Origin of the sequence: Mycobacterium marseillense (assembly GCF_010731675.1) — a bacterium.
Classification (GTDB): Bacteria; Actinomycetota; Actinomycetes; order Mycobacteriales; family Mycobacteriaceae; genus Mycobacterium; species Mycobacterium marseillense.
Genome location: NZ_AP022584.1, coordinates 695,916 through 720,985, shown reverse-complemented (window position 1 = coordinate 720,985; position 25,070 = coordinate 695,916). Strand labels below are relative to the sequence as shown.

Here is a 25,070-nt window from a genome sequence, read left to right as displayed (position 1 = left end):
ATGCGACGCCACGAAGATCGGCCAGTTTCTAGGTTGACGATTGCACGCCAAGCCGATCCAGCAGCTCCGCGCGATGCTGCTCGGTATGCGGGCCGGGATCACCGGGTGCGCGCCGCGGCTCGTCGATCGTCAGCGTGTGAATGATGCGGCCCTCCTCGAGCACCAGCACGCGATCGGCCAGCGCCACCGCCTCGTCGACGTCGTGGGTGATCAGCAACACCCCGAAGCCGTGCCGGCGCCACAGATCCAGCAGCAAGGCGTGCATCGTCAACCGGGTCAGCGCGTCCAGCGCCCCGAAAGGTTCGTCGAGCAGCAGCAGCCGCGGCTCGGCGACCAACGCCCGCGCGAGCGAAACGCGTTGCGCCTGACCGCCCGACAGCGTCAATGGCCAGGACCCGGCGTGGTCGGTGAGCCCGACGTCGGCCAGCGCACGCTCGGCGCGTTGTCGCACCTGCAGCCGCGGGAGCCCCCTGCGGGTGAGGCCGTATCCGACATTGGTGCGCACGTCGCGCCACGGAAACAGCCGCGGCTCCTGGAAAGCCAGGGCCGGAGCGCCGGCCACCACGCGCTCGCCGCTGTGGTCGCGCGAGAGTCCGGCCAGCACCCGCAGCACCGTCGACTTGCCCGAGCCGCTGCGCCCCACCAGCGCGACGATCTCACCGCCGCGCACCCGCACCGAAACGTCTTTGAGGATATGGCGATTCCCATACCACTTGTCGACGTGGCGCAGCTCTGCCGCGACCTCGGTCCGTGCCCGCGCGTGGGCGTCGGATTCTGCGATCAGTGTCACCCGTGGCCCTTTCAGTGTCGGTAGCGCAGGGCGCGGCGTTCGATGAGGCGGACGATCGCGTCGGTGACGATGCCCAGCAGCGCATAGATGGTCAGCCCGAAGATGATGATGTCGATCCGCAGAAAATCTCGGGCGTTGTTGATCAGGAAGCCGATTCCCTTGTCCGCGTTGATCTGCTCGGCGACGATCAATGTCAGCCACGCGATCGCCAGCGACTGCCGGACGCCGACGAGCACCTGCGGCGCGGTGCTGGGCACAAGGATCCGGGTGACCCGCTGGGCGAACGAAAAACCCAGCACCTGAGCGGTTTCCACCATTGTGGGATCGACCTGGCGGATCGCGGAGAAGGTGTTCAGGTAGAGCGGGAAGACCAACCCCAGCGCCACCAGCAGGACCTTGGGCAACTCGCCGATCCCGAACCACAGGATGAACAACGGGATCAGGCCCAGATGCGGCAGCGCGCGGATCATCTGCATGGGTGGGTCCGCGATGGCCTCGAGCCAGCGGGACAACCCGACCGCCGCGCCCGCGGCGACCCCGATCACCCCGCCCAGGACCAACCCCTCGACGACCCGGACGGTGGAGACCTGCAGCGCGTCGGCGAGTTGGCCGTTGCGGATCAACTCGACTCCGGCCTCGACGATCAGCGAGGGCGCCGGCAGCACGTCCTGCGCGATGACACCGACCGCGCTGCCCAGCTGCCACCAGGCCAGCAACGCCAGCGGGGAAACGATGCGCACGATCTCCCATTTGCGGCGCGCCCATAACCCGCCCGGTACGCAGGCTCGGGCGCTCCCAGGGTGTTTCGGCGCAGCGTCGAGCGCGGTGGCAATGCTCACCGTGCCGACGCTAGGGCGCCTCCGTTGCCTTGGGTAAGGGTTTACGTCTGCCTGAAGGCAATGTCGGCCACGGTGTTCAGCCAGTGGCCGTACCGTGGACGGGTGGCCAGGACGCGTGACACGGACGCTTGCCCGGGTGCGCTGCAGGTGCACCAGGCCGCCGACGGCGCCCTCGCCCGCGTGCGGTTACCCGGGGGCATGCTAACGGCCGCCCAGCTGGCGGCGTTGAGCGCCGCCGCCACGCAGTCGGGCTCGGGAACGCTCGAACTCACCGCGCGGGGCAACGTGCAGTTGCGCGGGCTCACCGACGTGACCGCGGTCGCCGAGACGCTGGCGGCCGCCGGCCTGCTGCCGTCGACCACGCATGAGCGCGTCCGCAACATCGTCGCGTCACCACTGTCAGGGCGGGCCGGGGGCGACGTCGACGTGCGCGGCTGGGTCGGCGAACTGGACGCCGCGATCTGCGCGACGCCGCGACTCGCGGACCTGGGCGGCCGGTTCTGGTTCAGCCTCGACGACGGCCGCGCCGACGTGTCCGGGCTGCGCGCCGACATCGGCGTGCACGCGTCCCCGGACGGGTGCGCGTTGCTGCTCGCCGGACGGGACACCGGGATCCGGCTGGCCGCCGGCGAGCTGGTCGAGACCCTGGTCACTCTCGCGACGCGGTTCGTGGACATCCGCGAAACCGCTTGGCGTGTACAGGAATTGGACGACGTCCGTCGGCTACTGCCCAACGCCAGGCCGGGCGGGACACCTTTTCCCGTTGTCACCAAGGCCCCGGTGGGCTGGATCAATCAGGACGACGGCCGGGTGGCGCTGGGCGCGGCGGTACCGCTGGGTGTTCTGCCCGCGCGGCTCGCGGACTACCTGGCCGCAATCGAGGCGCCGCTGGTGATCACCCCGTGGCGCTCGGTGCTGGTCTGCGATCTCGACGAATCCGTCGCCGACACCGCGCTGCGCGTGCTGGCCCCGTTGGGGTTGGTGTTCGACGAGAGCTCCCCCTGGCTGACCGTCAGCGCCTGCACCGGCAGCCCCGGGTGCGCGCACTCGGCCGCCGACGTGCGGGCCGACGCCGCGCAGGCGTTGGACGCAGGGGACGCGGATGCGGGGAGGCGCCGCCACTTCGTGGGCTGCGAACGCGCGTGCGGCAGCCCCCCGGCCGGTCAGGTGCTGGTCGCCACAGGCGACGGATACCGGATGCTTCGCACCTGACAAGCCTTAGGGTGAGCGGGTGCTCGACTACATCCGCGATGCCGCGGAGATCTATCGCCAGTCGTTCGCGACCATCCGCGCCGAGGCCGACCTGGCCCGATTCCCCGCCGACGTGGCCCGGGTCGTCGTCCGGTTGATCCACACCTGCGGCCAGGTCGACGTCGCCGAGCACGTCGCCTTCACCGACGACGTCGTCGAGCGCGTCGGCGCGGCCCTGCGGGGCGGCGCCCCGGTGTTGTGCGATTCGTCGATGGTGGCCGCCGGGATCACCACCGCCCGGCTGCCCGCCGACAACGAGGTCGTCTCGCTGGTCGCCGACCCGCGGGCGGCCGAGCTGGCCGCGCGCCGGCAGACCACCCGTTCGGCGGCCGGGGTCGAGCTGTGGGCCGACCGGCTCGACGGCGCCGTGTTGGCCATCGGCAACGCACCGACGGCCCTGTTCCGGTTGCTCGAGCTGCTCGACGACGGGCTTGCGCCGCCGGCCGGGGTGCTGGGCGGTCCGGTGGGATTCGTCGGGTCGGCGCAGTCCAAGCAGGAGCTCGTCGACCGTCCGCGCGGAATGTCGTATCTGGTGGTGCAGGGCCGCCGTGGCGGCAGCGCCATGGCCGCCGCCGCCGTCAACGCGATCGCGAGCGACGCCGAATGACCGCGCAAGGCACCGCGCGAAGCGCCCGAAGGGGCACACTGTGGGGCGTCGGGCTGGGACCCGGCGACCCGGAGTTGGTGACCGTCAAGGCCGCCCGCGTAATCGGCGAGGCCGACGTCGTCGCCTATCACAGCGCCCGGCACGGTCGCAGCATCGCGCGCGGCATCGCCGAACGGTATCTGCGGCCCGGCCAGATCGAGGAGCACCTCGTCTACCCGGTGACGACCGAGGTCACCGACCATCCGGGGGGCTATGCCGGCGCGCTCGAAGACTTCTACGTCGAGGCCACCGAACGCATCGCCGCGCACCTGGACGCCGGACGCAACGTGGCCCTGCTGGCCGAGGGCGACCCGCTGTTCTACAGCTCGTACATGCATCTACACACGCGGCTGACCGAGCGGTTCAACGCGGTGATCGTTCCGGGGGTCACGTCGGTGAGCGCGGCCTCGGCGGCCCTGGCGACGCCCTTGGTGGCCGGCGACGAGGTGCTGTCGGTGCTGCCGGGCACGCTGCCGGTCGCCGAACTGACCCGCCGACTCGCCGACGCCGACGCGGCCGTGGTCCTCAAGTTGGGACGCTCGTATCACGCTGTGCGGGAAGCGCTTTCGGCGTCCGGACAGCTCGACGACACGTTTTACGTGGAACGCGCCAGCAGCGCCGGACAGCGCATCCTGCCCGCGGCCGACGTCGACGAGACCGGCGTGCCGTACTTCTCGCTGGCCATGCTCCCGGGCGGCCGCCGGCTGCACCGGCGCTCCCCCGATAGGCAGGCGGCGGGCAGCGTCGCGGTGGTGGGCCTCGGCCCCGGCGATGTGGACTGGATGACGCCGCAAAGCCGGCGGGAGTTGGCCGCGGCGACCGACCTCATCGGCTACGGCGGCTACCTGGACCGCGTCCCGGTTCGCGAGGGCCAGCAGCGTCACCCCAGCGACAACCGCGACGAACCCGAGCGCGCCCGGCTGGCCTGCGCGCTGGCCGAGCAGGGCCGGGCCGTGGCGGTGGTGTCGTCGGGCGACCCAGGGGTGTTCGCGATGGCGACCGCGGTGCTCGAAGAGGCCAAACAATGGCCGGGGGTGCAGATTCGGGTGATTCCGGCGATGACCGCAGCCCAGGCGGTGGCCAGCCGGGTGGGCGCGCCCCTGGGCCACGACTACGCGGTGATCTCGTTGTCCGATCGGCTCAAGCCGTGGGACGTGATCTCCGCGCGGCTTGAGGCCGCCGCGGCCGCCGACCTGGTGCTGGCGATCTACAACCCGGCGTCGAAGACGCGGACCTGGCAGGTCGGCGCGATGCGTGACATCCTTTTGGCTCACCGCGAGCCCGGCACGCCGGTGGTGATCGGCCGCAGCGTGTCCGGCGACGACGAGGACGTCCGCGTGGTCCGGCTGGCCGATCTCAACCCGGCCGAGATCGACATGCGCTGCCTGCTGATCGTCGGCTCGTCGCAAACCCAGTGGTATTCAGCCGATTCCAGCGACCGGGTCTTCACTCCCCGGCGCTATCAGGCGTAAGACGCGCTCAGCCTGATTGCTCCACTCCTCCTCAGCCCGCTACGCGGGCTGCATCGTCGTAGGGCTAGTCGCGGTCCCAGGTGCTCGGCATCATCGGCACGCTGGGACCATCGCTGAACCCGTCCCGGGTCAGCGTCGCCAATCCGGCGGCCCGGGCGGCGTCGGATTTGGCTGCGGCACCGGCGAATCCGAGCGGCCCCGCACTGTCCTCGGAGGGCCGTGCGGCGAATGGGTCCCCGCTATCGACGCCCGGGTCCCCATCCTGGTCCAGGTCCATGAACTCGTAGCGGTAGGCGCGCTCGGTGGCGGTTCCGCCGCGGCGCCGACGGGCCCGGGCCTTCTTCTTGGCCGCGGCGGCCGCGGCGGCACCCGCGGGCGCCTCGACGTCGTCCGACGACGGCTCCTCCGACTTCCGCCGTGACCGGCTGCTCGCGCTGCCGCGCGCCGACAGTCCCGACAGCCCCACCGCATACAGGGCGTTGGACAGGCCCGCGCCGATTCCGTCGGTCGCCGTCGGACCGAAGCCCACCCCGGGTCCGCCACCGACCGGGCCGCCGCCGGCCGAGCTGGCGACCGTCGTCGCGGGGGCAGTGGACGGCGCCGACACGTGGCTGACACTGGCGGGCGCGGTGGCAATCGTCGGCGCCGGAGCAATCACCGGTGCGGGCGCCGCCGCGACGGCCGGCAGGGGCGGGGCAGACGCGAGCGGGATCCCGACGCTGATCGCGGTGACTGCGGCCGCCGCCCCACCCGCCGCGGCCGCGCCGATGGCGGCAACGACGACGGGTGCCAGCACCACGGCCATCTGGATCGCCAGCTGAATGAACGGCCAGAAGATCATCAGGGTGTGGAAGATGGCCCAGCCCAGCGCCGTCGATAGGGCCGGGGACAGTCCCAGCTGGCCGAAGAACGACGCCAGACTGTTGACCCACGGCACCGGCGGGAACGGCCACCCGCCGGGGTTGAGATCCTTAGACACCGGCCACGCGAAGTTCTGGGTGTACTGCTGCAGCCACTTGGTCAGCTGGTCCATCCAGGACGGGTACTGCGTCGTGGTGGTGGCCTGCTGCTGGGCGCTCGAGGTGTCGGCGTTGTTGAGGTTGGAGCCGGAATTCGTCGCCGGCGCCACCGCGGCCGCTTGCATCGCCGCGGCGCCGGCGGTGCCCGCCTCGGCGCCCGGGACGACGATCGGCGGCGCGGGTGTGGTCGGCGGGACCGCGGCCAGCGCGGATGCGCTGACAGCCTGATAGGTGGTCATGGTCGTCGCGGCCTGCACCCACATGCGCGCGTAGTCGGCTTCGTTCACCGCGATCGGGATGGTGTTGATGCCGAAGAAGTTCGTGGCGACCAACGCCCCGTGCACCGCGTGATTGGCCGTGAGTTCGCCCATGGTGGGCATGGCGGCCAGCGCGGCGGTGTAGGCGGTGGCGGCGGTCTCGTGCAGGCTGGCCGCGGTCGCGCTCTTGGCGGCGCTCTCCACCAGCCACGTCTGGTAGGGGACGTGCGCGGCCACGTACTGGTCGGCGCTGGGCCCGTCCCACGCGCCGGCCTGCACGGTGCCCAGCAACCCGGTGAGTTCGGCCGCCGCGTTCGCGTAGTCGGTGCTCATCGACGACCATGCCGTCGCCGCGGCCAGCAGCGGGGCGGGCCCGGGGCCGCTGCTGAGCAAGGTCGAGTGCACTTCGGGCGGAAACGCCGCCCAGATGGGGGCGGTCATCGTCTAGGGCCTTCAGGCAGGAACACGAATACCTCTTCGGAATCTCGTGGATGGGCTGGCGATGCGTACGACCAGAGGTCGGTTGCCGCGGCCGTTTAGTTCCCCGCCATTTCGTTCGGCGCCAAATTCCGGGAGTCTTTGCGCCCGGACCGGCCATGCTGCAACGATGCAGGGATGCGGTGTGACGTTGCGCGTGAAGCGCTGTCGGCTCGATTGGATGGCGAGCGCCCCCAGGTGCTCGCGCAACAGGTCGACGCCCATCTCGAATCGTGCCGCAGTTGCCGCTCCTGGCTGATCGGGGCGGCGGCGCAGACCCGCCGGTTCGCCTCGGTGCCGCCCGGCGAGGGGCCCGACCTGGTCGACAAGATCATGGCCAGCATCGACGAGCAGGCCTCCGGACACCCGACGTGGATGCGCTGGTTGCGGTCGCACTACCGACGCTGGGGGTTGATCGCGGTGGGCCTGTTCCAGGTGGCGATCGCCGCCGCCCAGATCAGTGGGGTCGATTTCGGCATGGTGTCCGGTCACATGCACGGCGCGATGTCGGGTGAGCACCTGATGCACGAGTCCACGGCGTGGTTGCTGGCGTTGGGTTTGGCGATGGTCGCCGCCGGCATCTGGCCCGCCTCCGCGTCGGGGGTGGCGGCGATCACCGGTGTGTATTCCGTTGCGCTGCTTGGCTATGTGATCGTCGACGCCGTCGACGGACAGGTCACGGCCACCCGGATCGCCAGCCACATGCCGCTTTTGTTGGGCCTGGCATTCGCATTGTTGGTGGCGCGGGAACGTGTGGGCTCACATCGGCGGCACGGCTCCGATGGCTCGGTCGACGCCGACTATTCCGCCTCGGCGGCCGACCCTTCCAGCAATCGACGGCGCGGGCACCTGCGGCCGATCAACCACGCCGCCCCCGACCACGCCGCGCCCTCTACGACGACCCGTCGTAGGATCGGAAAACCCGCGCAACTAAGGTGGTTGAGCATGATCGCGCCGAGCGACGACGAGGCGGTAACCGAGCTTGCGTTGTCAGCCGCGCGCGGAAACGCGCGAGCGCTCGAGGCGTTCATCAAAGCCACCCAACAAGACGTATGGCGGTTCGTCGCCTACCTTTCCGACGCCGGCAACGCCGACGATCTGACCCAAGAGACGTTCCTGCGCGCCATCGGCGCCATCGAGCGGTTTTCAGGGCGCTCGAGCGCCCGGACGTGGCTGCTGTCCATCGCGCGCCGGGTCGTGGCCGATCACATCCGCCAGCTGCAGTCTCGGCCGCGCGCCGCGCTGGGCGCCGATCCCGAACACGTGGTGCGCGGCGACCGCCACGCCCGCGGATTCGAAGACCTCGTCGAGGTGACGACGATGATCGCCGGCCTCAATCCCGAACAGCGCGAAGCGCTTTTGCTTACCCAGTTGCTGGGTCTGCCCTACGCCGACGCCGCCGCGGTGTGCGGTTGCCCGGTGGGCACCATCCGGTCCCGCGTCGCGCGCGCCCGCGATGCGCTGCTCGCCGACGGCGAGCGCAGCGACCTAACCGGCTAGCGCGCCAACCCATTCGGCGGCCTCGGCCACGGTGCCGACGGCGGACACGCCCTCCGGCAGCGGCGGGCGCGCCACCATCACCACGGGTACATCGAGCGCCGCGGCGGCATCAAGCTTCGCCCGCGTCATCTGCCCGCCGCTGTTCTTGGTGACCAGCGCGTTGATGCGGTGCTCGCGCAACAGCGCGACTTCGTCGTCGTAGCGGTACGGGCCACGCGAGAGCACCAGCCGGTGATGACGCGGCAGCGAGGTGCTGTCCGGTTCGGTGACCGCCCGGATCAAAAACCACGCGTCGCTTCCGGCGAAGGCGTGGACGCCGGAACGACCCGTGGTGAGGAAGATGCGCGAATAGCCTTGCCGAGCAACCGTTTGCGCCGCATGTGTGTCCGACGCGACGACAAGCGCCTCGCCGGGATCCCAGGCGGGGCGCGCCAGGATCAGATGAGGCACCCGCAATGCGCCGCAGGCGGTGGCGGCGTGCGCCGTCATGGTGGCCGCGAACGGATGGGTGGCGTCGACGACGGCGTCGATGTTTTCGTCGCGCAGCCAGCACCGCAGGCCGTCCACGCCACCGAAGCCGCCGATGCGCACGGGGCCGACGGGCAACGCCGGGTCAGGTACCCGGCCCGCCAGGGAACTGATGACGTCGACGTGTGGATGCAGGGCTTTGGCCAGTGCGCGCGCCTCGCCGGTGCCGCCGAGCAGCAAGACGCGCATCAATGCCTGCTCCCCCGGGCCCGCCCGGTCGAATACAGATAGCTGTCGATGAATTCGCCGGCGGTCAGCGCGTCGCCGACGATGATGACCGCGGTCTTGGTGATGTTGGCTTCGTGCATCTGGGCGGCGAGGTCGGCAAGGGTGCCGCGCAGCACCGTCTCCTGCGGCCAGCTCGCGAATGCCACGACGGCGGCGGGTGTTTCGGGGCGGTAGCCGCCGTCGAGCAGTTGGGGAACGATGGCGTCGATCTGGGCGGCCGCCAGATGCAGGACCAGGGTGGCGCCCGACCGGGCGAGCGTCGTCAGGTCTTCACCGGGTGGCATGGCCGTTGACAGGGTGGCCACCCGGGACAGTGTCACCGTCTGCGCAACCCCGGGGACGGTGAGCTCGCGCTTGAGGGCGGCCGCGGCGGCGGCGAAAGACGGTACGCCCGGCACGATTTCGTAGTCGATGCCCAGCGCGTCGAGCTGGCGGCACTGCTCGGCCAGCGCGCTGTACAGCGACGGGTCACCGGAGTGCAGCCGCGCCACGTCGTGTCCCGCAGCGTGCGCCTCGCGAAGCTCGGCGATGATCTGCTCCAGCGTCAACGGTCCGGTGTCAACGATTTTCGCGCTCTCCGGGCAGAGCGCGAGCAGGTCGTCGGGCATGATCGATCCCGCGTACAGGCACACGCGGCAGGTTTTCAGGAGCCGTTGACCACGGACGGTGATCAGGTCGGCGGCGCCCGGGCCGGCGCCGATGAAATACACGGTCATTTGGTCATCGCCCACTGGGTGACCGGGTAGTGCGGCTGCCAGCCCGTGAAGGCGCCCAGCGCCTTGCCGTGATAGTGCTGGAAGCGCCGCAGCTCACCGCCGAGGCGCGTATATGCCTGCGTGACAGCGGCTTCCGACTCGGTGGTGACCACGTTGGCGACCAGCCGCCCCCCGGTGGGCAGGTGGTCGAGGCAGGCGTCGAGCAGGCCGGGCTGAGTCAGCCCGCCGCCGATGAAGATCGCCGACGGCGGCGTGGCACCGTCGAATGTGCCGGGGGCATCGCCGCGGACCTCGATGCCGACGCCGAAAGCCTCGGCATTGCTTTGGAGATTGTGGCGGCGCCGTTCGTCGCGCTCGAACGCGACTGCCCCGCAACCCGGTCCGCTCAGGCACCATTGGACGCTGATGCTGCCCGAGGCCGCGCCGACGTCCCATAGTCGCTCGCCCGGGCGCGGCGCCAGGGCCGCCAGCGTCACCGCGCGGATGCCCAGTTTGGTGATCTGGCCGTCGTGGGTGAATGCGTCGTCGGACAGGGGTGAGACGCGTTCGTCGGGCAGGTAGCGCACGGCGATCACGTTGAGGTCGTCGACGTGTCCCGGGGCGCCCTCGGCCCAGTCCCGGGCGGTGCCGTCGCGGCGGTGTTCGTCTGGGCCGCCGAGCCTTTCGAGCACGGTGAGCTGCGAATCGCCGCGGCCATGCGCGTTGAGCAAGGCGGCGAGTTCGGCCGGTGTGGATTTGCCTTGCGACAGCACGATCGCCTGGCCGCCGCGGCGCACGGCGGTCTGCGGCCGCGCGGTGACCAGGCTGATCACCTCGGTGTCGTGGACGTTCCAGCCCATCCGCGCGCACGCCAGCGTCACCGAGGACACGTGCGGCAGCACCCGCACCTTCTCGGGCCCGTACAGGCGGATCAGGGTGCCGCCGATGCCGTGCAGGAGCGGGTCGCCGCTGGCCACCACGTGGATGTCGCCCGCGTGGTCGTCGAGCAGGGTTTGCAGGGCGGGCAGCATGGGTGAGGGCCACGGCCGCCGACGCGCGGACACCGTGTCGTCGAGCAGGTCAAGTTGGCGTGCTGATCCGTAAATCACTGCGGCCCTATGTAATTCGGATCGCGATGCTTCGGCGAGCCCGGCCATGCCGTCGGCGCCGATACCGACCACGACGATCATGAGCGCCCCTGTTCGCGGATCATCGCGGCATCCTGCGCCAGACGAATCGGGGCAGCAGCCGCATCACGGCGGCCGCGGGTCCCAGCGCCCACGGGATCCACACGGTGCGCCGGCCTTTGGCCAGTGCCCGTGCGGTCGCGGCCGCCACCTGCGCGGGCGTGCTGGGCAGTGGCGCGGGCGTCATGCCTTCCGTCATACGCCCGATGACAAATCCGGGGCGGGCGATCAGCAGCCGCACCCCGGTGCCGTGCAGCGCGTCGGCCAACCCGTTGGCGAAGCCGTCCAGGCCGGCCTTGGCCGAGCCGTAGACGTAGTTGGCGCGCCGCACCCGCGCACCGGCGATCGAGGAGAACACCACCAGCTGGCCTCTGCCGGCGTTGCGCATGGCGGCGGCCAGGTGGGTGAGCGTGCTGACCTGGGCCACGTAGTCGGTGTGCACGACGGCGACCGCGTGCGCGGCGTCGGTCTCGGCGCGAGCCTGATCGCCCAGGATTCCGAAGGCCAGCACCGCGGTGCCGATGGGCCCGTGATCGGCGATGACCGAGGCGACCAGCGGGGCGTGCGAGGCCAGGTCGTCGGCATCGAATTCCCTGGTCTCGACCGCGGCGGCGCCGGCGGCCTTGAGCGCGCTGACCTGGTCGGCGAGCTGATCGGCGTTGCGCGCGGCCAGCACCACCGTCGCCCCGGGAGCGAGGCGCCGTGCCAGCTCGACCCCGATTTCGCTGCGTCCGCCCAGGATTAGTACCGGACCCGCGCCCGTGTCGTCCACGGCTGCGATTATTACCTGCGCTAGCGTGAGCGGTGATGGCGAATACCACTACCCGGCTCACCGACGAGGCCCTCGCGTTTCTGTCGGAACGCCATCTGGCCATGCTCACCACGCTGCGAGCCGACAATTCGCCGCACGTGGTGGCGGTCGGGTTCACCTTCGATCCCAAGACGCACATCGCGCGGGTCATCACCACCGGCGGTTCCCAGAAGGCGGTCAACGCCGATCGCGGCGGCCTGGCCGTGCTGAGCCAGGTCGACGGCGCGCGGTGGCTGTCGCTGGAGGGCCGGTCCAAGGTGAACAGTGACGTGGACGCCGTGCGCGACGCCGAGTTGCGCTACGCCCAGCGCTACCGCACGCCGCGCCCCAACCCGCGGCGGGTGGTCATCGAGGTTCAGGTGGAGCGGGTGCTCGGGTCGTCGGATTTGTTGGACCGGGGCGCGTAGTCCGCGGCCACGCTCGATTACCGCGCACTATCGACGCTCGAAAAGCGGCTTTCCCTCTAAATCGCTGCCGCCAAGCTAGCCGCGCTCCCGAGCCGCCACAACTCACACGTCCACACCGTCAGGACACCGGAACGACGATCAGGTCGTGCGGACGGTTGTTGACAGCCAGGGCGCCGTCCTCGGTCACGACGACGATGTCCTCGATGCGTGCGCCCCACCGGCCCGGGAAATAGATGCCCGGCTCGATGGAAAACGCCATGCCCGCGGTCAGCGGCAGATCGTTGCCGGCGACGATGTAGGGCTCTTCGTGCACCGACAGTCCGATGCCGTGCCCGGTGCGGTGCACGAAGTATTCGGCGAGCCCTGCGGCGGCCAGCACGTCGCGGGCGGCCGCATCGACCTGCTCGGCCGTCACACCCGGACGGACGGCCTCGTACGCGGCGCGCTGCGCGCGCTGCAGCACCGAATATTGCTCAGCCACTTCGGGATTCGGAGCACCGATACTGTAGGTGCGCGTCGAGTCGGAGTTGTAACCGGGTTCATAGGCACCCCCGATGTCGACGACGACGATGTCGCCCTCCTGCAGTTCGCGATCCGAGTAGCCGTGGTGCGGGTCGGCGCCGTGCGGCCCGGATCCGACGATGATGAACGCCACCTCCGAATGCCCTTCGGCCACAATGGCGTCCGCGATGTCAGCGGCGACGTCGGCCTCGGTGCGGCCGGGCACCAAAAACTCCGGCACCCGGGCGTGCACCCGATCGATGGCCGCGCCGGCTTTGCGCAACGCGTCGACTTCGCACTCCTCCTTGACCATTCGCAGCGTGCGCAACACGTCGGTGGCCAGCACCGGCAGCGCGCCGAGCACAGCGGCCAGCGGCAAAAGATGCAGTGCGGGCATGGAATCGGTCACGGCGGTCGCGGCGGGGGCACAGCCCAGTGCGGCGCCCACCAGATCGTAGGGACTGTCGCCGTCGACCCAATCGCGCACCGCCAGGCCGAGTTCGGCGATGGCCGACCCCTTGAGCGAGGCCAGCTCCAGCCGCGGCACCACCACCGTCGGATCACCGGACGCGGGCAACACCAGCGCGGTGAATCGCTCCAAGGTCTGGGCGCGCGACCCCACCAGGTAACGCAGGTCATACCCGGGTGTGATGACCAGTCCGGCCAGACCCGCATCGGCGGCCGCGGCGGCGGCCGCGGCCAGTCGGCGGGCATACACGGCTGCCTCGAAGCGGTGTGACTCCATGGCAGCCAGGCTAACCCGCCGGCCGAACGTCGACTTGTTGCGCCGATTTCGCCGGTGGGTCCACAACGACTCGACGTTCGGCGGCGTGAGACGTTCGGCGCCATGACAAGATAGCCCGCATGCCCGCACCACTAGTGCTGCTCGATGGCGCCAGCATGTGGTTCCGTTCGTATTTCGGGGTCCCGTCCTCGATCACCGCCCCAGACGGCCGGCCCGTCAACGCCGTTCGCGGATTCATCGATTCCGTCGCGTTCGTGATCACCCAGCAGCGCCCCCGCCGGCTGGTGGTCTGCCTGGACCTGGATTGGCGGCCGCAGTTCCGGGTCGACCTGGTGCCGTCCTACAAGGCCCACCGCGTGGCCGAAGAGGAACCGCAGGGGGAACCGGACGTCGAGGCGGTGCCCGACGACCTCACGCCCCAGATCGACATGATCGCCGAACTGCTTGACGCCTTCGGGATTCCGACGGCGGGCGCGGAGGGCTTCGAGGCCGATGACGTGCTGGGCACGCTGGCCGCGCGGGAACGCGACGACCCGGTCGTGGTGGTCAGCGGTGACCGCGACCTGATGCAGGTGGTGTCCGACGATCCCGTCCCGGTGCGGGTGCTCTACCTGGGCCGCGGGCTGAGCAAAGCCACGCTGTTCGGGCCCGCCGAGGTGGCCGAACGCTACGGCGTGCCGGTCGAGCGAGCCGGGCCCGCCTACGCCGAACTCGCGCTGCTGCGCGGGGACCCGTCCGACGGCCTGCCGGGCGTCCCGGGCGTCGGTGAGAAGACCGCGGCGTCGCTGCTGGCCCAGCACGGTTCGCTGGAACAGATCCTGGCCGCCGCCCACGACCCGAAGTCGAAGATGGCCAAGGGCCTGCGGGCGAAACTGCTGGGCGCCCTGGACTACATCGAGGCCGCCGGCCACGTGGTGCGGGTGGCTACCGACGCCCACGTCACGTTGTCGACCGCCAGCGACGAACTACCGCTGGTCGCCGCCGATCCGCACCGCACCGCCACGCTGGCGACCGAGCTGGGCGTCGGCTCGTCGATCGCCCGCTTGCAAAAGGCGCTCGACGCGCTGCCGACCTGACGGACCGCTACTGCGGGCGGCCGACCTCGTAGGTGCCCTTGTTGTCTTGAAAGGTCACCGTCACGTGCTTGGGCGCGCCGTCGATGCTGACATCGCAGTCGAACGTGGCGCCCTTCTTCACGGTCGGGTTCTGGCCGTGGTTGCACTTGACGTCTTTGACGTTCTTGGCGCCGTAGCCGTTGGTTTCGTCGCTGAGGACCTGCTGGACCCCGGACTGTGCCTTGCTGACGTCGAGCTTGGTGGTGACGAAGAAGCCCGGTTGCCAGAACCCCAGCACCAGGATCACCACGACGAGCAGCAACGCGATCCCGCCGCCCACGCCGGCGATCAGCCCGACCGACCGCTTCTTGCCGGGCTGCTCGTACGGCGGGTACTGCTGCGGGTACTGGCCCGGCTGGCCGTACTGGCCGTACTGGCCGTATTGACCCGGCGGCGGGTACTGGCCCGGCTGAGCGTACTGCCCGGGCGGCGGGTACTGCCCGGGCTGGCCGTACTGGCCCGGCTGGGCGTATTGCCCAGGCTGCCCGTACTGCCCGGGCGGGGCGTAGCCCGGCTGCTGGGGGTACTGCTGCGGGTAGGCCTGTTCAGCCGGCTGCTGGTACTGCGGGTATTCGGCGGGCGGCGTGTAGGCGGGTGCCTGCCACGAGGCCTCCTGAGTCGACTGGTCCTGCCAGGTCGGCGCCACCTGGGTCGGGTCCGACGAGTGGTCGCTGCCTTGACCTTGGCCGGGCGGTTGCCACTGCTGGTCCGATCCCTGCGGTCCGCTCATCTTTCTCCTCAGCCCCTTGTGTCTCGGCGTCAACTATCGGCGTTTAACGGTAGCTCCGGCCTAGCCTACCCGGCGTCAACTGCGACGACGCCGCGCCGAATGTCGTTGATGGCCCGCTTCGCGGTCGCCCGCACCTCGGCGTCCGGGGCAGCGTTGCGCACCTGATCCAGCAGGTCAAGCACCTGCCGACACCAGCGCACGAAGTCGCCCGCCAAAAGCGGCGAGCCAGTGCCCGCCGGGTCGGCGGCCGCCAGCGCCGCGGCCAGATCACCGGTCCGCGCCCAACGGTAGATGACGTTGACGAAGCCGTCGTCGGGTTCGCGGCTCGGGGCGATCCGGTGCGTCTGCTCGTCGGCGCGCAGCGCCATCGACAGCCTCGACGTCTGCTGCAGCGCCTGGCGCAGCGGCTGCGTGGGCGCGTCCGCGGCAAACGCCGCGCCCGGCCCGTCCCCGCCGCGGCGCTCATAGAGCACCGACGAGACCACCGCGGCCAGCTCGGCCGACTTCAACCCGGACCACGCGCCGGTGCGCAGGCATTCGGCGACCAGCAGATCGCTCTCGCTGTAGATGCGCGCCAGCAGCCGCCCGTCGTCGGTGACGCGCGGATCGCCGTCGCGGCCTTCGATGAAGCCACGCTCGGTGAGCAGCCCGACGATGCGATCGAAGGTTCGGGCCAGCGAATTGGTCGCTGCCGCAACCTTCTTCTCCAATTGCGCGTTGTCGCGTTCGATTCGCAGGTAGCGCTCGGCCTGCCGGACCCGTTCCTCGAGGCCGGGCGTGTTGTGCGACGGGTGCCGGCGCAGCTGTTCGCGCAGCGATGCCAGCTCCGGGTCGTGAAATTCGCCGTCGACGTCCCCGCGGCCGCGGCGCTTCGCCGGGATGGCCAGCCCGGCGGCGGCCGACCGCAGCGCCGACGCCAGATCACGGCGGACGCGAGGCTGTCGGTGCTCGACGCGCTTCGGCAGCGGCATCGAACCCACGGGCGCTGATGCACCCGAATAGTCAGCCGAGGAAATCCTTCCCGCCCAACGGTTTTCGGTCAGCACCAACGGTCGCGGGTCGGAGCTGTCGCGGGCCGATTCCAGCACCACGGCCAGGCCACCGCGCCGGCCGTGGGTGATGTTGATGATGTCGCCCCGGCGCAGCGCGGCCAGCGCGTCCGTGGCCGCCTGCCGGCGTTGCAGTCGCGAGGCCCGCGACTGCGCGCGTTCCATCTCGGAGATGCGCGCGCGCATCCGGGCGTACTCGAGGATCGGCGCCTTGGGCCCGCCCAGCTCGGCAGCGATCTCGCCCAGCATCACGTCGCCCCGCTCGATGCCGCGCACCAGCCCGACGACGGAACGGTCGGCCTGGTACTGCGCAAAGGACTGCTCGAGCAACCGGTGGGCCTGCTCGGGGCCCATCTGCTGGACGAGGTTGATGGTCATGTTGTACGACGGAGCGAACGAACTGCGCAACGGGAAGGTGCGCGTCGAGGCCAGCCCGGCCACCGCGGAGGGTTCGGTGGTTTCGTCGGTGGGATTCCAGAGCACCACCGCGTGGCCCTCGACATCGATGCCGCGGCGCCCGGCGCGCCCGGTCAACTGGGTGTACTCCCCCGGCGTCAACGCGACGTGCTGCTCGCCGTTGAACTTGACCAGCCGCTCGAGCACCACGGTGCGGGCGGGCATGTTGATCCCGAGCGCCAACGTCTCGGTGGCGAACACCGCCCTGACGAGCCCGGCCGTGAAGAGCTCTTCGACCGTGTGCCGGAACGCGGGCAACATGCCGGCGTGATGGGCGGCCAGCCCGCGCAGCAGCCCCTCCCGCCACTCGTAGTAGCCCAGCACGGCCAGGTCGGCGTCGGCGAGATCGCCGCAGCGGTGCTCGATCACCTCGGCGATCTGCGCGCGCTCCTCCTGAGTGGTCAACTGCAGGGGCGAACGCAGGCATTGCTGGACGGCGGCGTCACAGCCGGCCCGCGAGAACACGAACGTGATCGCCGGCAGCAGCCCCTCGGCATCCAGGGTCGCGATCACGTCCGCGCGCGCCGGCGTGCGGTAGAGGCGGGGCCGGCCCGACCGCGCCGGTGGACGTCCGCGGCCGCCGCTTCGCCGCGGCTGCCAGTCCGACATCCGATCCGCCTCACGGCGATGGGTGATGTGCCGCAACAGATCCGGGTTGACCCGCGCCTCGCGCGGGGTGCCGGGCTGCTCGAGGGCATCCGCATGCCGGTAGTCGAAGAGGTCGAAAAGCCGCCTGCCCACCAACACGTGTTGCCAGAGCGGGACCGGCCGGTGCTCATCGACCACGACGGTCGTATCGCCGCGCACGGTTTGGATCCAGCCGCCGAACTCCTCGGCGTTGCTCACCGTCGCCGACAGGCTGACCACGCGGACCTCGTCCGGCAAGTGCAGGATCACCTCTTCCCACACCGGGCCCCGCATCCGGTCGGCCAAGAAATGCACTTCGTCCATCACCACGTAGGAAAGCCCTTGCAGTGCGGGCGAATCCGCGTAGAGCATGTTGCGCAGCACTTCAGTCGTCATGACGACCACGGGCGCGTCGGCGTTGACGGACATGTCGCCGGTGAGCAGGCCGATGCGGTCGCGGCCGTAGCGCGCGGTCAGGTCGGTGTGCTTTTGGTTGCTCAGCGCTTTGAGGGGCGTGGTGTAGAAGCACTTGCCGCCCGCCGCCAGCGCCAGGTGCACCGCGAATTCGCCGACGACCGTCTTGCCGGCGCCGGTCGGCGCGCAGACCAGCACGCCGTGGCCGCGTTCGAGCGCCGCGCATCCCCGGTGCTGAAAGCCGTCAAGCGCAAACGGGAGGTCCGCGGCGAACCGGGTGAGCTCGACGAGCTCCGCCACCTCATGGGGCGCCGGCGGCTCAGGTGACATCGTCGTGTTGCCCGGCGGTGACCGACGGCTCCGGTATCGCGGTGGGCCGATCGATGACCGATCCTTCGTCATCGGGGAGCTCCGCATGGGCTTCGCGTTTGGCCTTGCGCTTGTCGTGGACGCGGGCGATCTGGATGGCGAATTCGAGGAGCACGGACAGCGCCAATCCGAGCGCGGTCATCGAAAACGGATCCGAGCCGGGCGTGAATACCGCCGCGAACACGAACATCGCGAAGATCAGGCCGCGCCGCCAGGACTTGAGTCGCTGGTAGGTCAGCAGTCCCACCGTGTTGAGCATGACGATCAGCAGCGGGAATTCGAAGCTGACGCCGAACACCACCAGCAGATTGATCAGGAACCCGAAATAGCGGTCGCCGGACAGGGCGGTCACCTGCACGTCGCTGCCGACGGTCAACAGGAAGCCCAGTGCCTTGGACAGCACGAAGTAGGCCAGCGCCGCGCCGGCGCCGAACAGCACCACGGCCGGCACCACGAACGCGACCGCGAAGCGGCGCTCCTTCTGGTAGAGCCCGGGGGTGATGAACGCCCAGAGCTGGTAGAACCACACGGGGCAGGCCAGTATCACCCCGGCCGTCAGCCCCACCTTGAGCCGCAGCATGAACTGGTCGAACGGCGCGGTGGCCAGCAGCCGGCATTGCCCGTTGGCGCTGATCTCCGCGCGCGCCGACGGCGGCAGCGAACAGTACGGATGACGCAGCCACTCGCCCAGGCTTTCCAGCCCGAACATCGAATGCGAGTACCAGACGAACCCGAAGATCGTCGTCAGCACGATCGCGGCCAGGGAAATCAGCAGCCGCCTGCGCAGTTCGGTGAGGTGGTCGACCAGCGACATGGTCGCATCCGGGTTGGTGCGACTGCGTCGATTGCGCGGGTTGAGGCGCTTCAGCAGGCCGGACGTGCGCGCTGAAACCTTGAGTGCTTTCACGATGCTCGTCTAGGGCTCGGTCAGGGGCGCTCGGGCACCGCGACGATGACGGCGGCTAGGCCGGGCGTGCTTCGCTGTGCCCCTGCTCGTTGGGCGCCGGAGCGTCGACCCGCTGCGACTGCACGGGCGTGGGATTGGCCGTGGAGGCGTCGCTTTGGGTCCCCAAAGCCGAGGTCTCCGGCTTGTTCTCGCTCTGCATCTCCCGGATCTCGGACTTGAAGATCCGCATCGACTTGCCCAACGAACGCGCCGCATCGGGGAGCTTCTTGGCACCGAACAGCAAGATCACCACGACCGCGAGGATCGCCCAGTGCCACGGACTAAGACTGCCCACTTTGATTACCTCCAGACGTTGACCCGATGCTACCGCAGTAGCGCTCGGCGGCGGTGGGCCCGCGCCGGTCGGCGGAGCCACGTTGCCTGGACTTTTATGAGCTCAGGGCGTCATAGGACGCCACGGCGGCCGACGCCGCGTCCCGCACCCGCTGCGCCAGCGACTCCGGTTCCAGCACCCGCACGGCGGGCCCCAGGCCGAGCACCAGCCGCGTCATCCAGTCCTCGGAGGCGTAGGTCATCACCGCCTCGCAGGATCCGTCGGCCAACTCGCGCACGTCGCGCATCGGGTAGTACTCGAACATCCAGGACGCCGCGGGAGCCACCAGAAGTTTGGCGGACGGAAGCGAGGGATCGCCGTCGAACAGCGAGGTGTCGGGCGGGGCGTGCAGCACTGGCTCGGGCGGCGCCGCGGGCTCATCGAGTTCGCCGGCCTCCACGATCCGGTCGAAGCGGAACAGCCGGACCCCTTCGGACTCCCGTGACCAGGCCTCCAGGTAGCTGTGCCCCCCGATCAGCAGCACCCGGATGGGGTCGACGACCCGGCTGGTGAGGGTGTCGTGTGAGGCCGAGTAGTAATCGATGGCCAGCGCGTGTCGCGACTGCACGGCCGCGCGCACCGCGGCGGCGGCGCGGCTTTCCACCGGTGCGGGCTCGTCGACGGCCGTCGCCGCGTGTGTGGCGTCGTGGCCCAGCGCGCCGGCGGCATCCTCGATCTTGGCGATCGCACTGCGCGCGGCTTCGGGGTCGACGACGCCGGGGATGTCGGCCAGCGCCCGCAGCGCCACCAGCAGGCCGGTGGCTTCCGGCGAGGTGAGCTTGAGCGGGCGGTCGATGCCGGCGGAGAACGTCACCTCGATGGTGTCCCCGGAGAACTGGAAATCGATGAGATCACCCGGGAAATAGCCGGGCAGGCCGCACATCCAGAGCTGGTTGAGGTCGTCTTCGAGTTGCTTGGCCGAGACCCCGAGGTCGGCGGCGGCCTTGGCCCGGGTGACGCGCGGGTTGGCCTGGAAGTACGGGACCATGTTCAGCAGCCGGACCAGGCGCGTGGAGATGGGGGTCATGCGGACACGCCCGCATGACCCCGCAGCCGGGCCAGCACGTCGTCGCGCAGCGATTGCGGCTCGAGCACCAGGGCGTCGGGGCCGTAGCCGGCGATGTCACGGGCCAGCTGGTCGGTGGACCGGATGTCGAGTTCGATCACCGTGCCGTCGCGCTCACCCACTCGCCGCTCGCCCGCGGACCTGCCGGCCCGGCGCAGCGCGGTGGCCCGCCCGGTGGCCACCCAGACCCGGGCCAGCCCGCCGGCCGGCGTCGCGGAAACGTCCGTGACCGTCTGGGCCACGATCCGGCGCAGGTCGATTCCGTCCGGCACGGTGACCGCGCCCGCCGGGCCGACGGGCGTGATGTCGGGACCGATCCGGGAGAGCCGGAAGGTGCGGGTGGCGTCGCGGTCGCGGTCGTGGCCGACCAGATACCAGCGACCCTTCTCGGTGACGACGCCCCAGGGCTCGACGGTGCGGGTGGCGTAGGGCTCGGCCCGCGACGGCCGGTGCGGAAACTGGACGGCCTGTCGGGAGTCGATGGCGGACAACAGGATTCCGAGAATATCCTCCGAGCCACGCAGGCCCGGCACCCCGACCGGCGACGCGATGGCGACCGGTGCGTCCGGATCGACATCGACGCCGGCGGCACGCAGTTTGAGCAGCGCGCCCTGGGTGGCGGTGATGAGTTCGGGCGACTCCCACAGCTGGGTCGCGACGGCCACCGCGGCCGCCTCGTCCGGGGTCAGATCGACCGGCGCCAGCGCATAGGCGTCGCGGTTGATCCGGTAGCCCTCGGTGGGGTCCATGGCCGAGACCCTGCCGACCTCGAGCGGGATGCCGAGGTCACGCAGCTCGTTCTTGTCGCGCTCGAACATGCGGGAGAACGCCTCGCCGCTCGCGCTCTCCGAATAACCCGCCACGCTCGACCTGACCTTTTCCGCCGTGATGTACCCGCGGGTGGACAGCAGGGCGATGACCAGGTTCACCAACCGTTCGACTTTTGACGTCGCCATCGGGACCAGATTATTCGATGGTCGGCACCCGGCGCTTCCACCGGCGCACCGCGTCGCAGGATTCCCAATTGCCACATCAGTCCGCGTCGGTAGCGACCAGCCACGGAGGTGCCGGTGTGGTTGACGTGACAGCTGAGCCGCCGGCGGCTACATGCTGGCGATCAGCCGCTTGACCCGCTCGTCGACGGCACGGAAGGGGTCTTTGCACAGCACCGTCCGCTGCGCCTGGTCGTTGAGCTTGAGGTGCACCCAGTCGACGGTGAAGTCGCGGCCGGCGGCCTGGGCGGCGCTGATGAACTCGCCACGCAGCCGCGCCCGGGTGGTCTGCGGCGGATTGTCGACCGCCTCGGCGATGTCCTCGTCGGTGGTGACGCGGGCCGCAAGCCCCTTGCGCTGCAGCAGATCAAAGACGCCGCGTCCGCGCTTGATGTCGTGGTAGGCCAGGTCCAGCTGGGCGATCTTCGGGTCGGACAGCTCCATGTTGTAGCGGTCCTGGTAGCGCTGGAACAGCTTGCGCTTGATCACCCAGTCGATCTCGGTGTCGACCTTTGCGAAGTCCTGGCTCTCGACGGCGTCGAGCTGGCGGCCCCACAGGTCGACGATCTGCTCGATCTGGGCGTTGGGCTCGCGGGTCTGCAGGTGTTCGACGGCGCGGCTGTAGTACTCGCGCTGGATGTCCAGGGCGCTGGCCTGACGGCCACCGGCCAGCCGGACCGGCCGCCGGCCGGTGACGTCGTGGCTGACCTCGCGGATGGCGCGGATCGGGTTGTCCAGCGAGAAGTCGCGGAACGGGACGCCGGCCTCGATCATCTCCAGCACCAGCGCCGCGGTACCCACCTTGAGCATGGTGGTGGTCTCGCACATGTTGGAGTCGCCGACGATCACGTGCAGGCGCCGGTACTTCTCGGCGTCGGCGTGCGGCTCGTCGCGGGTGTTGATGATCGGGCGGCTGCGGGTGGTGGCCGAGGAGACGCCCTCCCAAATGTGCTCGGCGCGTTGGGAAAGGCAGAACGTGGCGGCCTTGGGCGTCTGCAGCACCTTGCCGGCCCCGCAGATCAGCTGGCGGGTGACCAGGAACGGCAGCAGGACGTCGGAGATCCGGGAGAATTCGCCGGCCCGCACGATCAGGTAGTTCTCGTGACACCCGTAGGAGTTGCCCGCCGAATCGGTGTTGTTCTTGAACAGGTAGATGTCGCCGCCGATGCCCTCGTCGGCGAGCCGCTGCTCGGCGTCGACGAGCAGGTCTTCCAGCACCCATTCCCCGGCGCGGTCGTGGGTGACCAGCTGCACCAGGCTGTCGCATTCGGCGGTGGCGTACTCGGGGTGGCTGCCCACGTCGAGGTAGAGCCGGGCGCCGTTACGCAGGAAGACGTTGGAGCTGCGGCCCCACGACACGACGCGCCGGAACAGGTAGCGGGCCACCTCATCCGGGCTGAGCCGTCGATGGCCGTGGAATGTGCAGGTGACCCCGAACTCGGTCTCGATGCCCATGATTCGCCGCTGCACATAATCGAGCGTACTGGTTGTCCGAGCGCGGCGGTGAGCAAGCCGCGCCTACGGATCGACGAAGTTTTTCGCGCGCCCGTTTTTCCGGGCGCGCGTGGCCCGCTCGCGATCACGCGGGGCCGGCGCACGCCGTGGCGATGCGCGGTCTCACCAGCACCTTGCGCACCAGAGGCCACACCGGTATCGGCGAGAAGGGCCCACCCAGGCGTTTGGGGTCCGGTCTAGTCGGACGATTCGCCGTTCGAATCGCCCTCGTCGCCGTCGCCGTCGGCGGACCCGTTCGAATCCAGCTCGCGCAGCAGATTTTCCAGGGTGGCCCGGTTGATCCGCCGAAACGCCCGGCGCGGGCGGTTGACGTCCAAGATGGCGACCTCCAGGCTGCCCACGTCCAGGGTGGACTGGTCGCCGTTGGAGGATTCGCTACCGGCCCGCAACGCCTTCACGGCGATGCGCGTGGCCTCGCGCAGGTTGGCGTTCTCGGCGTAGGACTCCTTGAGCGCGGTGGTGATCGGCTCGGTGGTGCCACCCATCACCACGAAATGCGGCTCGTCGGCGATCGACCCGTCATAGGTAATCCGGTACAACTCAGGCGGTTTCGTCTCGCCGTAGTGCGCCACCTCGGCGACGCACAATTCCACCTCATAGGGCTTGGCCTGTTCGGTGAAGATGGTGCCCAGGGTCTGCGCGTAGACGTTGGCCAGTTGGCGGCCGGTGACGTCGCGACGGTCGTAGGCGTAGCCGCGGGTGTCGGCGAATTGGATTCCGCCACGGCGCAAATTGTCGAACTCGTTGAACTTGCCCGCGGCGGCAAAACCCACGCGATCGTAGAGTTCGCTGATCTTCTGCAGCGACCGCGACGGGTTCTCCGCGACGAAGAGCACGCCGCCGGCGTAGACCAGGGCGACTACGCTCTTGCCGCGCGCGATGCCCTTGCGCGCGAGCTCGCTGCGCTCGCGCATCGCCTGTTCAGGCGAGATGAAATACGGGAAGCTCACTTCTCACCACCATCGGGGCCGAAAGTGTCAGCACGCGAACGGCTTTGGATCACCTCGCGAGCCAACTCGGCGATGCGGCCCTCCGGCACTTCCAGCGCGCCCTCGGCGCCGATGGTGACCGCCGTGGGATAGATGCCGCGGACCAGGTCCGGCCCGCCGGTCGCGGAGTCGTCGTCGGCCGCGTCGTAGAGCGCCTCGATCGCGACCCGCACCGCGGAATCCGCGTCGGTGACCTGGGAGTACAACTTCTTCATCGACGACTTGGCGAAGATCGATCCCGAGCCCACCGACTGGTAGCCCTCCTCCTCCAGGTTCCAGCCCCCGGCCGCGTCGAACGACACGATGCGCCCGGCGCCCTCCGGGTCGGCCGCGTCGATGTCGTAGCCCACCAGCAGCGGCAGCGCCACCAGACCCTGCATGGCGGCGGCGAGGTTGCCGCGCACCATGATCGCCAGCCGGTTCACCTTGCCGGCAAACGTCAGCGGCACGCCCTCGAGCTTCTCGTAGTGCTCGAGCTCCACGGCGTAAAGGCGGGCGAATTCCACGGCGATCGCGGCGGTTCCGGCGATGCCGGTCGCGGTGTAGTCGTCGGTGATGTACACCTTCTTCACGTCGCGCCCGGCGATCATGTTGCCTTGCGTCGAGCGCCGGTCACCGGCAAGCACCACGCCGCCGGGGTACTTCAGCGCGACGATGGTGGTTCCGTGGGGCAGCTGCGCCCCAGCGCTTTCCGGCTGGGCTGCCCCGAAACTGGTCGGCAGCAACTCCGGCGCCTGACGGCGCAGGAAGTCGGCGAACGACGACAGATCTACAGCGGGATTTCCCGGAAGTGCGGAGTTGGTGGGTAGACGATCAGAGAACTGCCAGGTCACTGGCCGCCCTTTTGGACGTATGCCCGCACGAAGTCCTCGGCGTTCTCCTCGAGAACGTCATCAATCTCGTCGAGCAAATCGTCCGTCTCCTCGGCCAGCTTCTCCCGGCGCTCCTGGCCCGCGGCCGTGCTGCCGGCGAAGTCGTCCTCGTCGTCGCCACCACCGCCACGCTTGGTCTGCTCCTGAGCCATCGCCGCCTCCTGCTTTGTCTGGGCTTGTTGAATGGCTTTTCATTGTCGACGCCAATGTCAGGCCACGCTTGCCCGTTGGTCTTTCCTACCC

24 protein-coding genes and 1 pseudogene are annotated in these 25,070 nt (G+C 69.9%); 7 read left to right on the top strand and 18 right to left on the bottom strand.

Annotated elements, in window-relative coordinates; all coding sequences use genetic code 11:
• Window positions 1-28: 28 nt before the first annotated feature.
• Entirely contained in the window at window positions 29-790 is a 762-nt protein-coding gene (locus G6N26_RS03195) for an ABC transporter ATP-binding protein (RefSeq protein ID WP_083018840.1), read from the bottom strand.
• Between the two features lie 11 nt (window positions 791-801).
• A complete protein-coding gene (locus G6N26_RS03190) occupies window positions 802-1,629 on the bottom strand; it encodes an ABC transporter permease (protein WP_083018839.1) in 828 nt (275 codons plus the stop codon).
• Window positions 1,630-1,731: 102 nt separating this feature from the next.
• Between G6N26_RS03190 and cobG the strand changes: the two genes are divergently transcribed.
• From cobG to G6N26_RS03175, 3 genes are read left to right on the top strand one after another with little or no spacing between them, the layout of a single operon-like run.
• Window positions 1,732-2,841 (top strand): precorrin-3B synthase, encoded by a 1,110-nt coding sequence (gene cobG, locus G6N26_RS03185; RefSeq protein ID WP_083018865.1) that lies wholly within the window; start codon window positions 1,732-1,734, stop codon window positions 2,839-2,841.
• A 19-nt stretch (window positions 2,842-2,860) separates the two neighbouring features.
• On the top strand, window positions 2,861-3,487 hold the full coding sequence (locus tag G6N26_RS03180) for a precorrin-8X methylmutase (RefSeq protein ID WP_083018837.1): 627 nt from the start codon (window positions 2,861-2,863) through the stop codon (window positions 3,485-3,487).
• A complete protein-coding gene (locus G6N26_RS03175; RefSeq protein ID WP_083018835.1) occupies window positions 3,484-4,998 on the top strand; it encodes a precorrin-2 C(20)-methyltransferase in 1,515 nt (504 codons plus the stop codon). The genes G6N26_RS03180 and G6N26_RS03175 overlap by 4 nt, the downstream gene beginning before the upstream one ends.
• Window positions 4,999-5,062: 64 nt before the next feature.
• On the opposite strand, the gene G6N26_RS03170 is transcribed toward G6N26_RS03175, so the two are convergent.
• Window positions 5,063-6,715: a PPE family protein gene (locus G6N26_RS03170; RefSeq protein ID WP_083018833.1), complete on the bottom strand. Its 1,653-nt coding sequence runs from the start codon at window positions 6,713-6,715 to the stop codon at window positions 5,063-5,065.
• 174 nt (window positions 6,716-6,889) lie between these two features.
• Between G6N26_RS03170 and G6N26_RS26050 the strand changes: the two are divergent.
• Together G6N26_RS26050 and sigC are read left to right on the top strand one after the other, a co-directional pair.
• Window positions 6,890-7,459 (top strand): annotated as a pseudogene (locus G6N26_RS26050) (DUF2275 domain-containing protein); the annotation flags it as partial.
• A gap of 237 nt (window positions 7,460-7,696) precedes the next feature.
• Window positions 7,697-8,251, top strand: coding sequence for an RNA polymerase sigma factor SigC (sigC, locus tag G6N26_RS26045; protein ID WP_225323297.1), 555 nt, complete (start codon window positions 7,697-7,699; stop codon window positions 8,249-8,251).
• Here sigC and G6N26_RS03160 read toward each other — a convergent pair.
• Genes G6N26_RS03160 through G6N26_RS03145 form a run of 4 tightly spaced genes read right to left on the bottom strand, consistent with a single transcriptional unit; the run spans window position 8,240 to window position 11,661 of the window.
• Window positions 8,240-8,968, bottom strand: a complete 729-nt coding sequence (locus G6N26_RS03160) for a cobalt-precorrin-6A reductase (RefSeq protein WP_083018831.1) — start codon at window positions 8,966-8,968, stop codon at window positions 8,240-8,242. The genes sigC and G6N26_RS03160 overlap by 12 nt on opposite strands.
• Window positions 8,968-9,723 (bottom strand): precorrin-4 C(11)-methyltransferase, encoded by a 756-nt coding sequence (cobM, locus tag G6N26_RS03155; RefSeq protein ID WP_067168436.1) that lies wholly within the window; start codon window positions 9,721-9,723, stop codon window positions 8,968-8,970. The genes G6N26_RS03160 and cobM overlap by 1 nt, the downstream gene beginning before the upstream one ends.
• Window positions 9,720-10,892: a precorrin-6y C5,15-methyltransferase (decarboxylating) subunit CbiE gene (cbiE, locus tag G6N26_RS03150; protein ID WP_083018829.1), complete on the bottom strand. Its 1,173-nt coding sequence runs from the start codon at window positions 10,890-10,892 to the stop codon at window positions 9,720-9,722. The genes cobM and cbiE overlap by 4 nt, the downstream gene beginning before the upstream one ends.
• 19 nt (window positions 10,893-10,911) lie before the next feature.
• The gene (locus G6N26_RS03145; protein ID WP_083018827.1) at window positions 10,912-11,661 is read right to left on the bottom strand and encodes an SDR family NAD(P)-dependent oxidoreductase; all 750 of its coding nucleotides are present in this window, start codon (window positions 11,659-11,661) and stop codon (window positions 10,912-10,914) included.
• Window positions 11,662-11,696: 35 nt separating this feature from the next.
• Here G6N26_RS03145 and G6N26_RS03140 point away from each other — a divergent pair, with 35 nt between their 5' ends.
• Entirely contained in the window at window positions 11,697-12,107 is a 411-nt protein-coding gene (locus G6N26_RS03140) for a F420-dependent biliverdin reductase (protein ID WP_067168439.1), read from the top strand.
• A 118-nt stretch (window positions 12,108-12,225) separates the two neighbouring features.
• On the opposite strand, the gene G6N26_RS03135 is transcribed toward G6N26_RS03140, so the two are convergent.
• Complete coding sequence (locus G6N26_RS03135; protein WP_083018826.1) at window positions 12,226-13,353, bottom strand: M24 family metallopeptidase; 1,128 nt, start codon at window positions 13,351-13,353, stop codon at window positions 12,226-12,228.
• 119 nt (window positions 13,354-13,472) lie between these two features.
• Between G6N26_RS03135 and G6N26_RS03130 the strand changes: the two genes are divergently transcribed.
• Window positions 13,473-14,429, top strand: a complete 957-nt coding sequence (locus G6N26_RS03130; protein WP_083018824.1) for a 5'-3' exonuclease — start codon at window positions 13,473-13,475, stop codon at window positions 14,427-14,429.
• Window positions 14,430-14,436: 7 nt separating this feature from the next.
• On the opposite strand, the gene G6N26_RS03125 is transcribed toward G6N26_RS03130, so the two are convergent.
• The 10 genes from G6N26_RS03125 to G6N26_RS03080 form a co-directional block, all read right to left on the bottom strand.
• On the bottom strand, window positions 14,437-15,198 hold the full coding sequence (locus tag G6N26_RS03125) for a DUF4333 domain-containing protein (protein WP_067168442.1): 762 nt from the start codon (window positions 15,196-15,198) through the stop codon (window positions 14,437-14,439).
• A 65-nt stretch (window positions 15,199-15,263) separates the two neighbouring features.
• Window positions 15,264-18,044, bottom strand: a complete 2,781-nt coding sequence (locus tag G6N26_RS03120) for a DEAD/DEAH box helicase (protein WP_083018822.1) — start codon at window positions 18,042-18,044, stop codon at window positions 15,264-15,266.
• Window positions 18,045-18,063: 19 nt separating this feature from the next.
• Window positions 18,064-19,020 (bottom strand): twin-arginine translocase subunit TatC, encoded by a 957-nt coding sequence (tatC, locus tag G6N26_RS03115; protein ID WP_139799165.1) that lies wholly within the window; start codon window positions 19,018-19,020, stop codon window positions 18,064-18,066.
• A gap of 55 nt (window positions 19,021-19,075) precedes the next feature.
• The gene (tatA, locus tag G6N26_RS03110) at window positions 19,076-19,354 is read right to left on the bottom strand and encodes a Sec-independent protein translocase subunit TatA (protein ID WP_083018818.1); all 279 of its coding nucleotides are present in this window, start codon (window positions 19,352-19,354) and stop codon (window positions 19,076-19,078) included.
• Window positions 19,355-19,448: 94 nt separating this feature from the next.
• The gene (locus G6N26_RS03105; protein WP_083018816.1) at window positions 19,449-20,420 is read right to left on the bottom strand and encodes a helix-turn-helix transcriptional regulator; all 972 of its coding nucleotides are present in this window, start codon (window positions 20,418-20,420) and stop codon (window positions 19,449-19,451) included.
• Window positions 20,417-21,415, bottom strand: a complete 999-nt coding sequence (locus G6N26_RS03100) for a helix-turn-helix transcriptional regulator (RefSeq protein WP_083018814.1) — start codon at window positions 21,413-21,415, stop codon at window positions 20,417-20,419. Before G6N26_RS03100 ends, G6N26_RS03105 begins: the two co-directional genes overlap by 4 nt.
• A gap of 147 nt (window positions 21,416-21,562) precedes the next feature.
• Entirely contained in the window at window positions 21,563-22,921 is a 1,359-nt protein-coding gene (pafA, locus tag G6N26_RS03095) for a Pup--protein ligase (protein ID WP_095577084.1), read from the bottom strand.
• Window positions 22,922-23,142: 221 nt separating this feature from the next.
• Entirely contained in the window at window positions 23,143-23,916 is a 774-nt protein-coding gene (prcA, locus tag G6N26_RS03090; protein ID WP_067168448.1) for a proteasome subunit alpha, read from the bottom strand.
• Window positions 23,913-24,788: a proteasome subunit beta gene (prcB, locus tag G6N26_RS03085; protein ID WP_067168449.1), complete on the bottom strand. Its 876-nt coding sequence runs from the start codon at window positions 24,786-24,788 to the stop codon at window positions 23,913-23,915. The genes prcA and prcB overlap by 4 nt, the downstream gene beginning before the upstream one ends.
• Complete coding sequence (locus tag G6N26_RS03080; RefSeq protein ID WP_067168450.1) at window positions 24,785-24,979, bottom strand: ubiquitin-like protein Pup; 195 nt, start codon at window positions 24,977-24,979, stop codon at window positions 24,785-24,787. The genes prcB and G6N26_RS03080 overlap by 4 nt, the downstream gene beginning before the upstream one ends.
• Window positions 24,980-25,070: the final 91 nt, after the last annotated feature.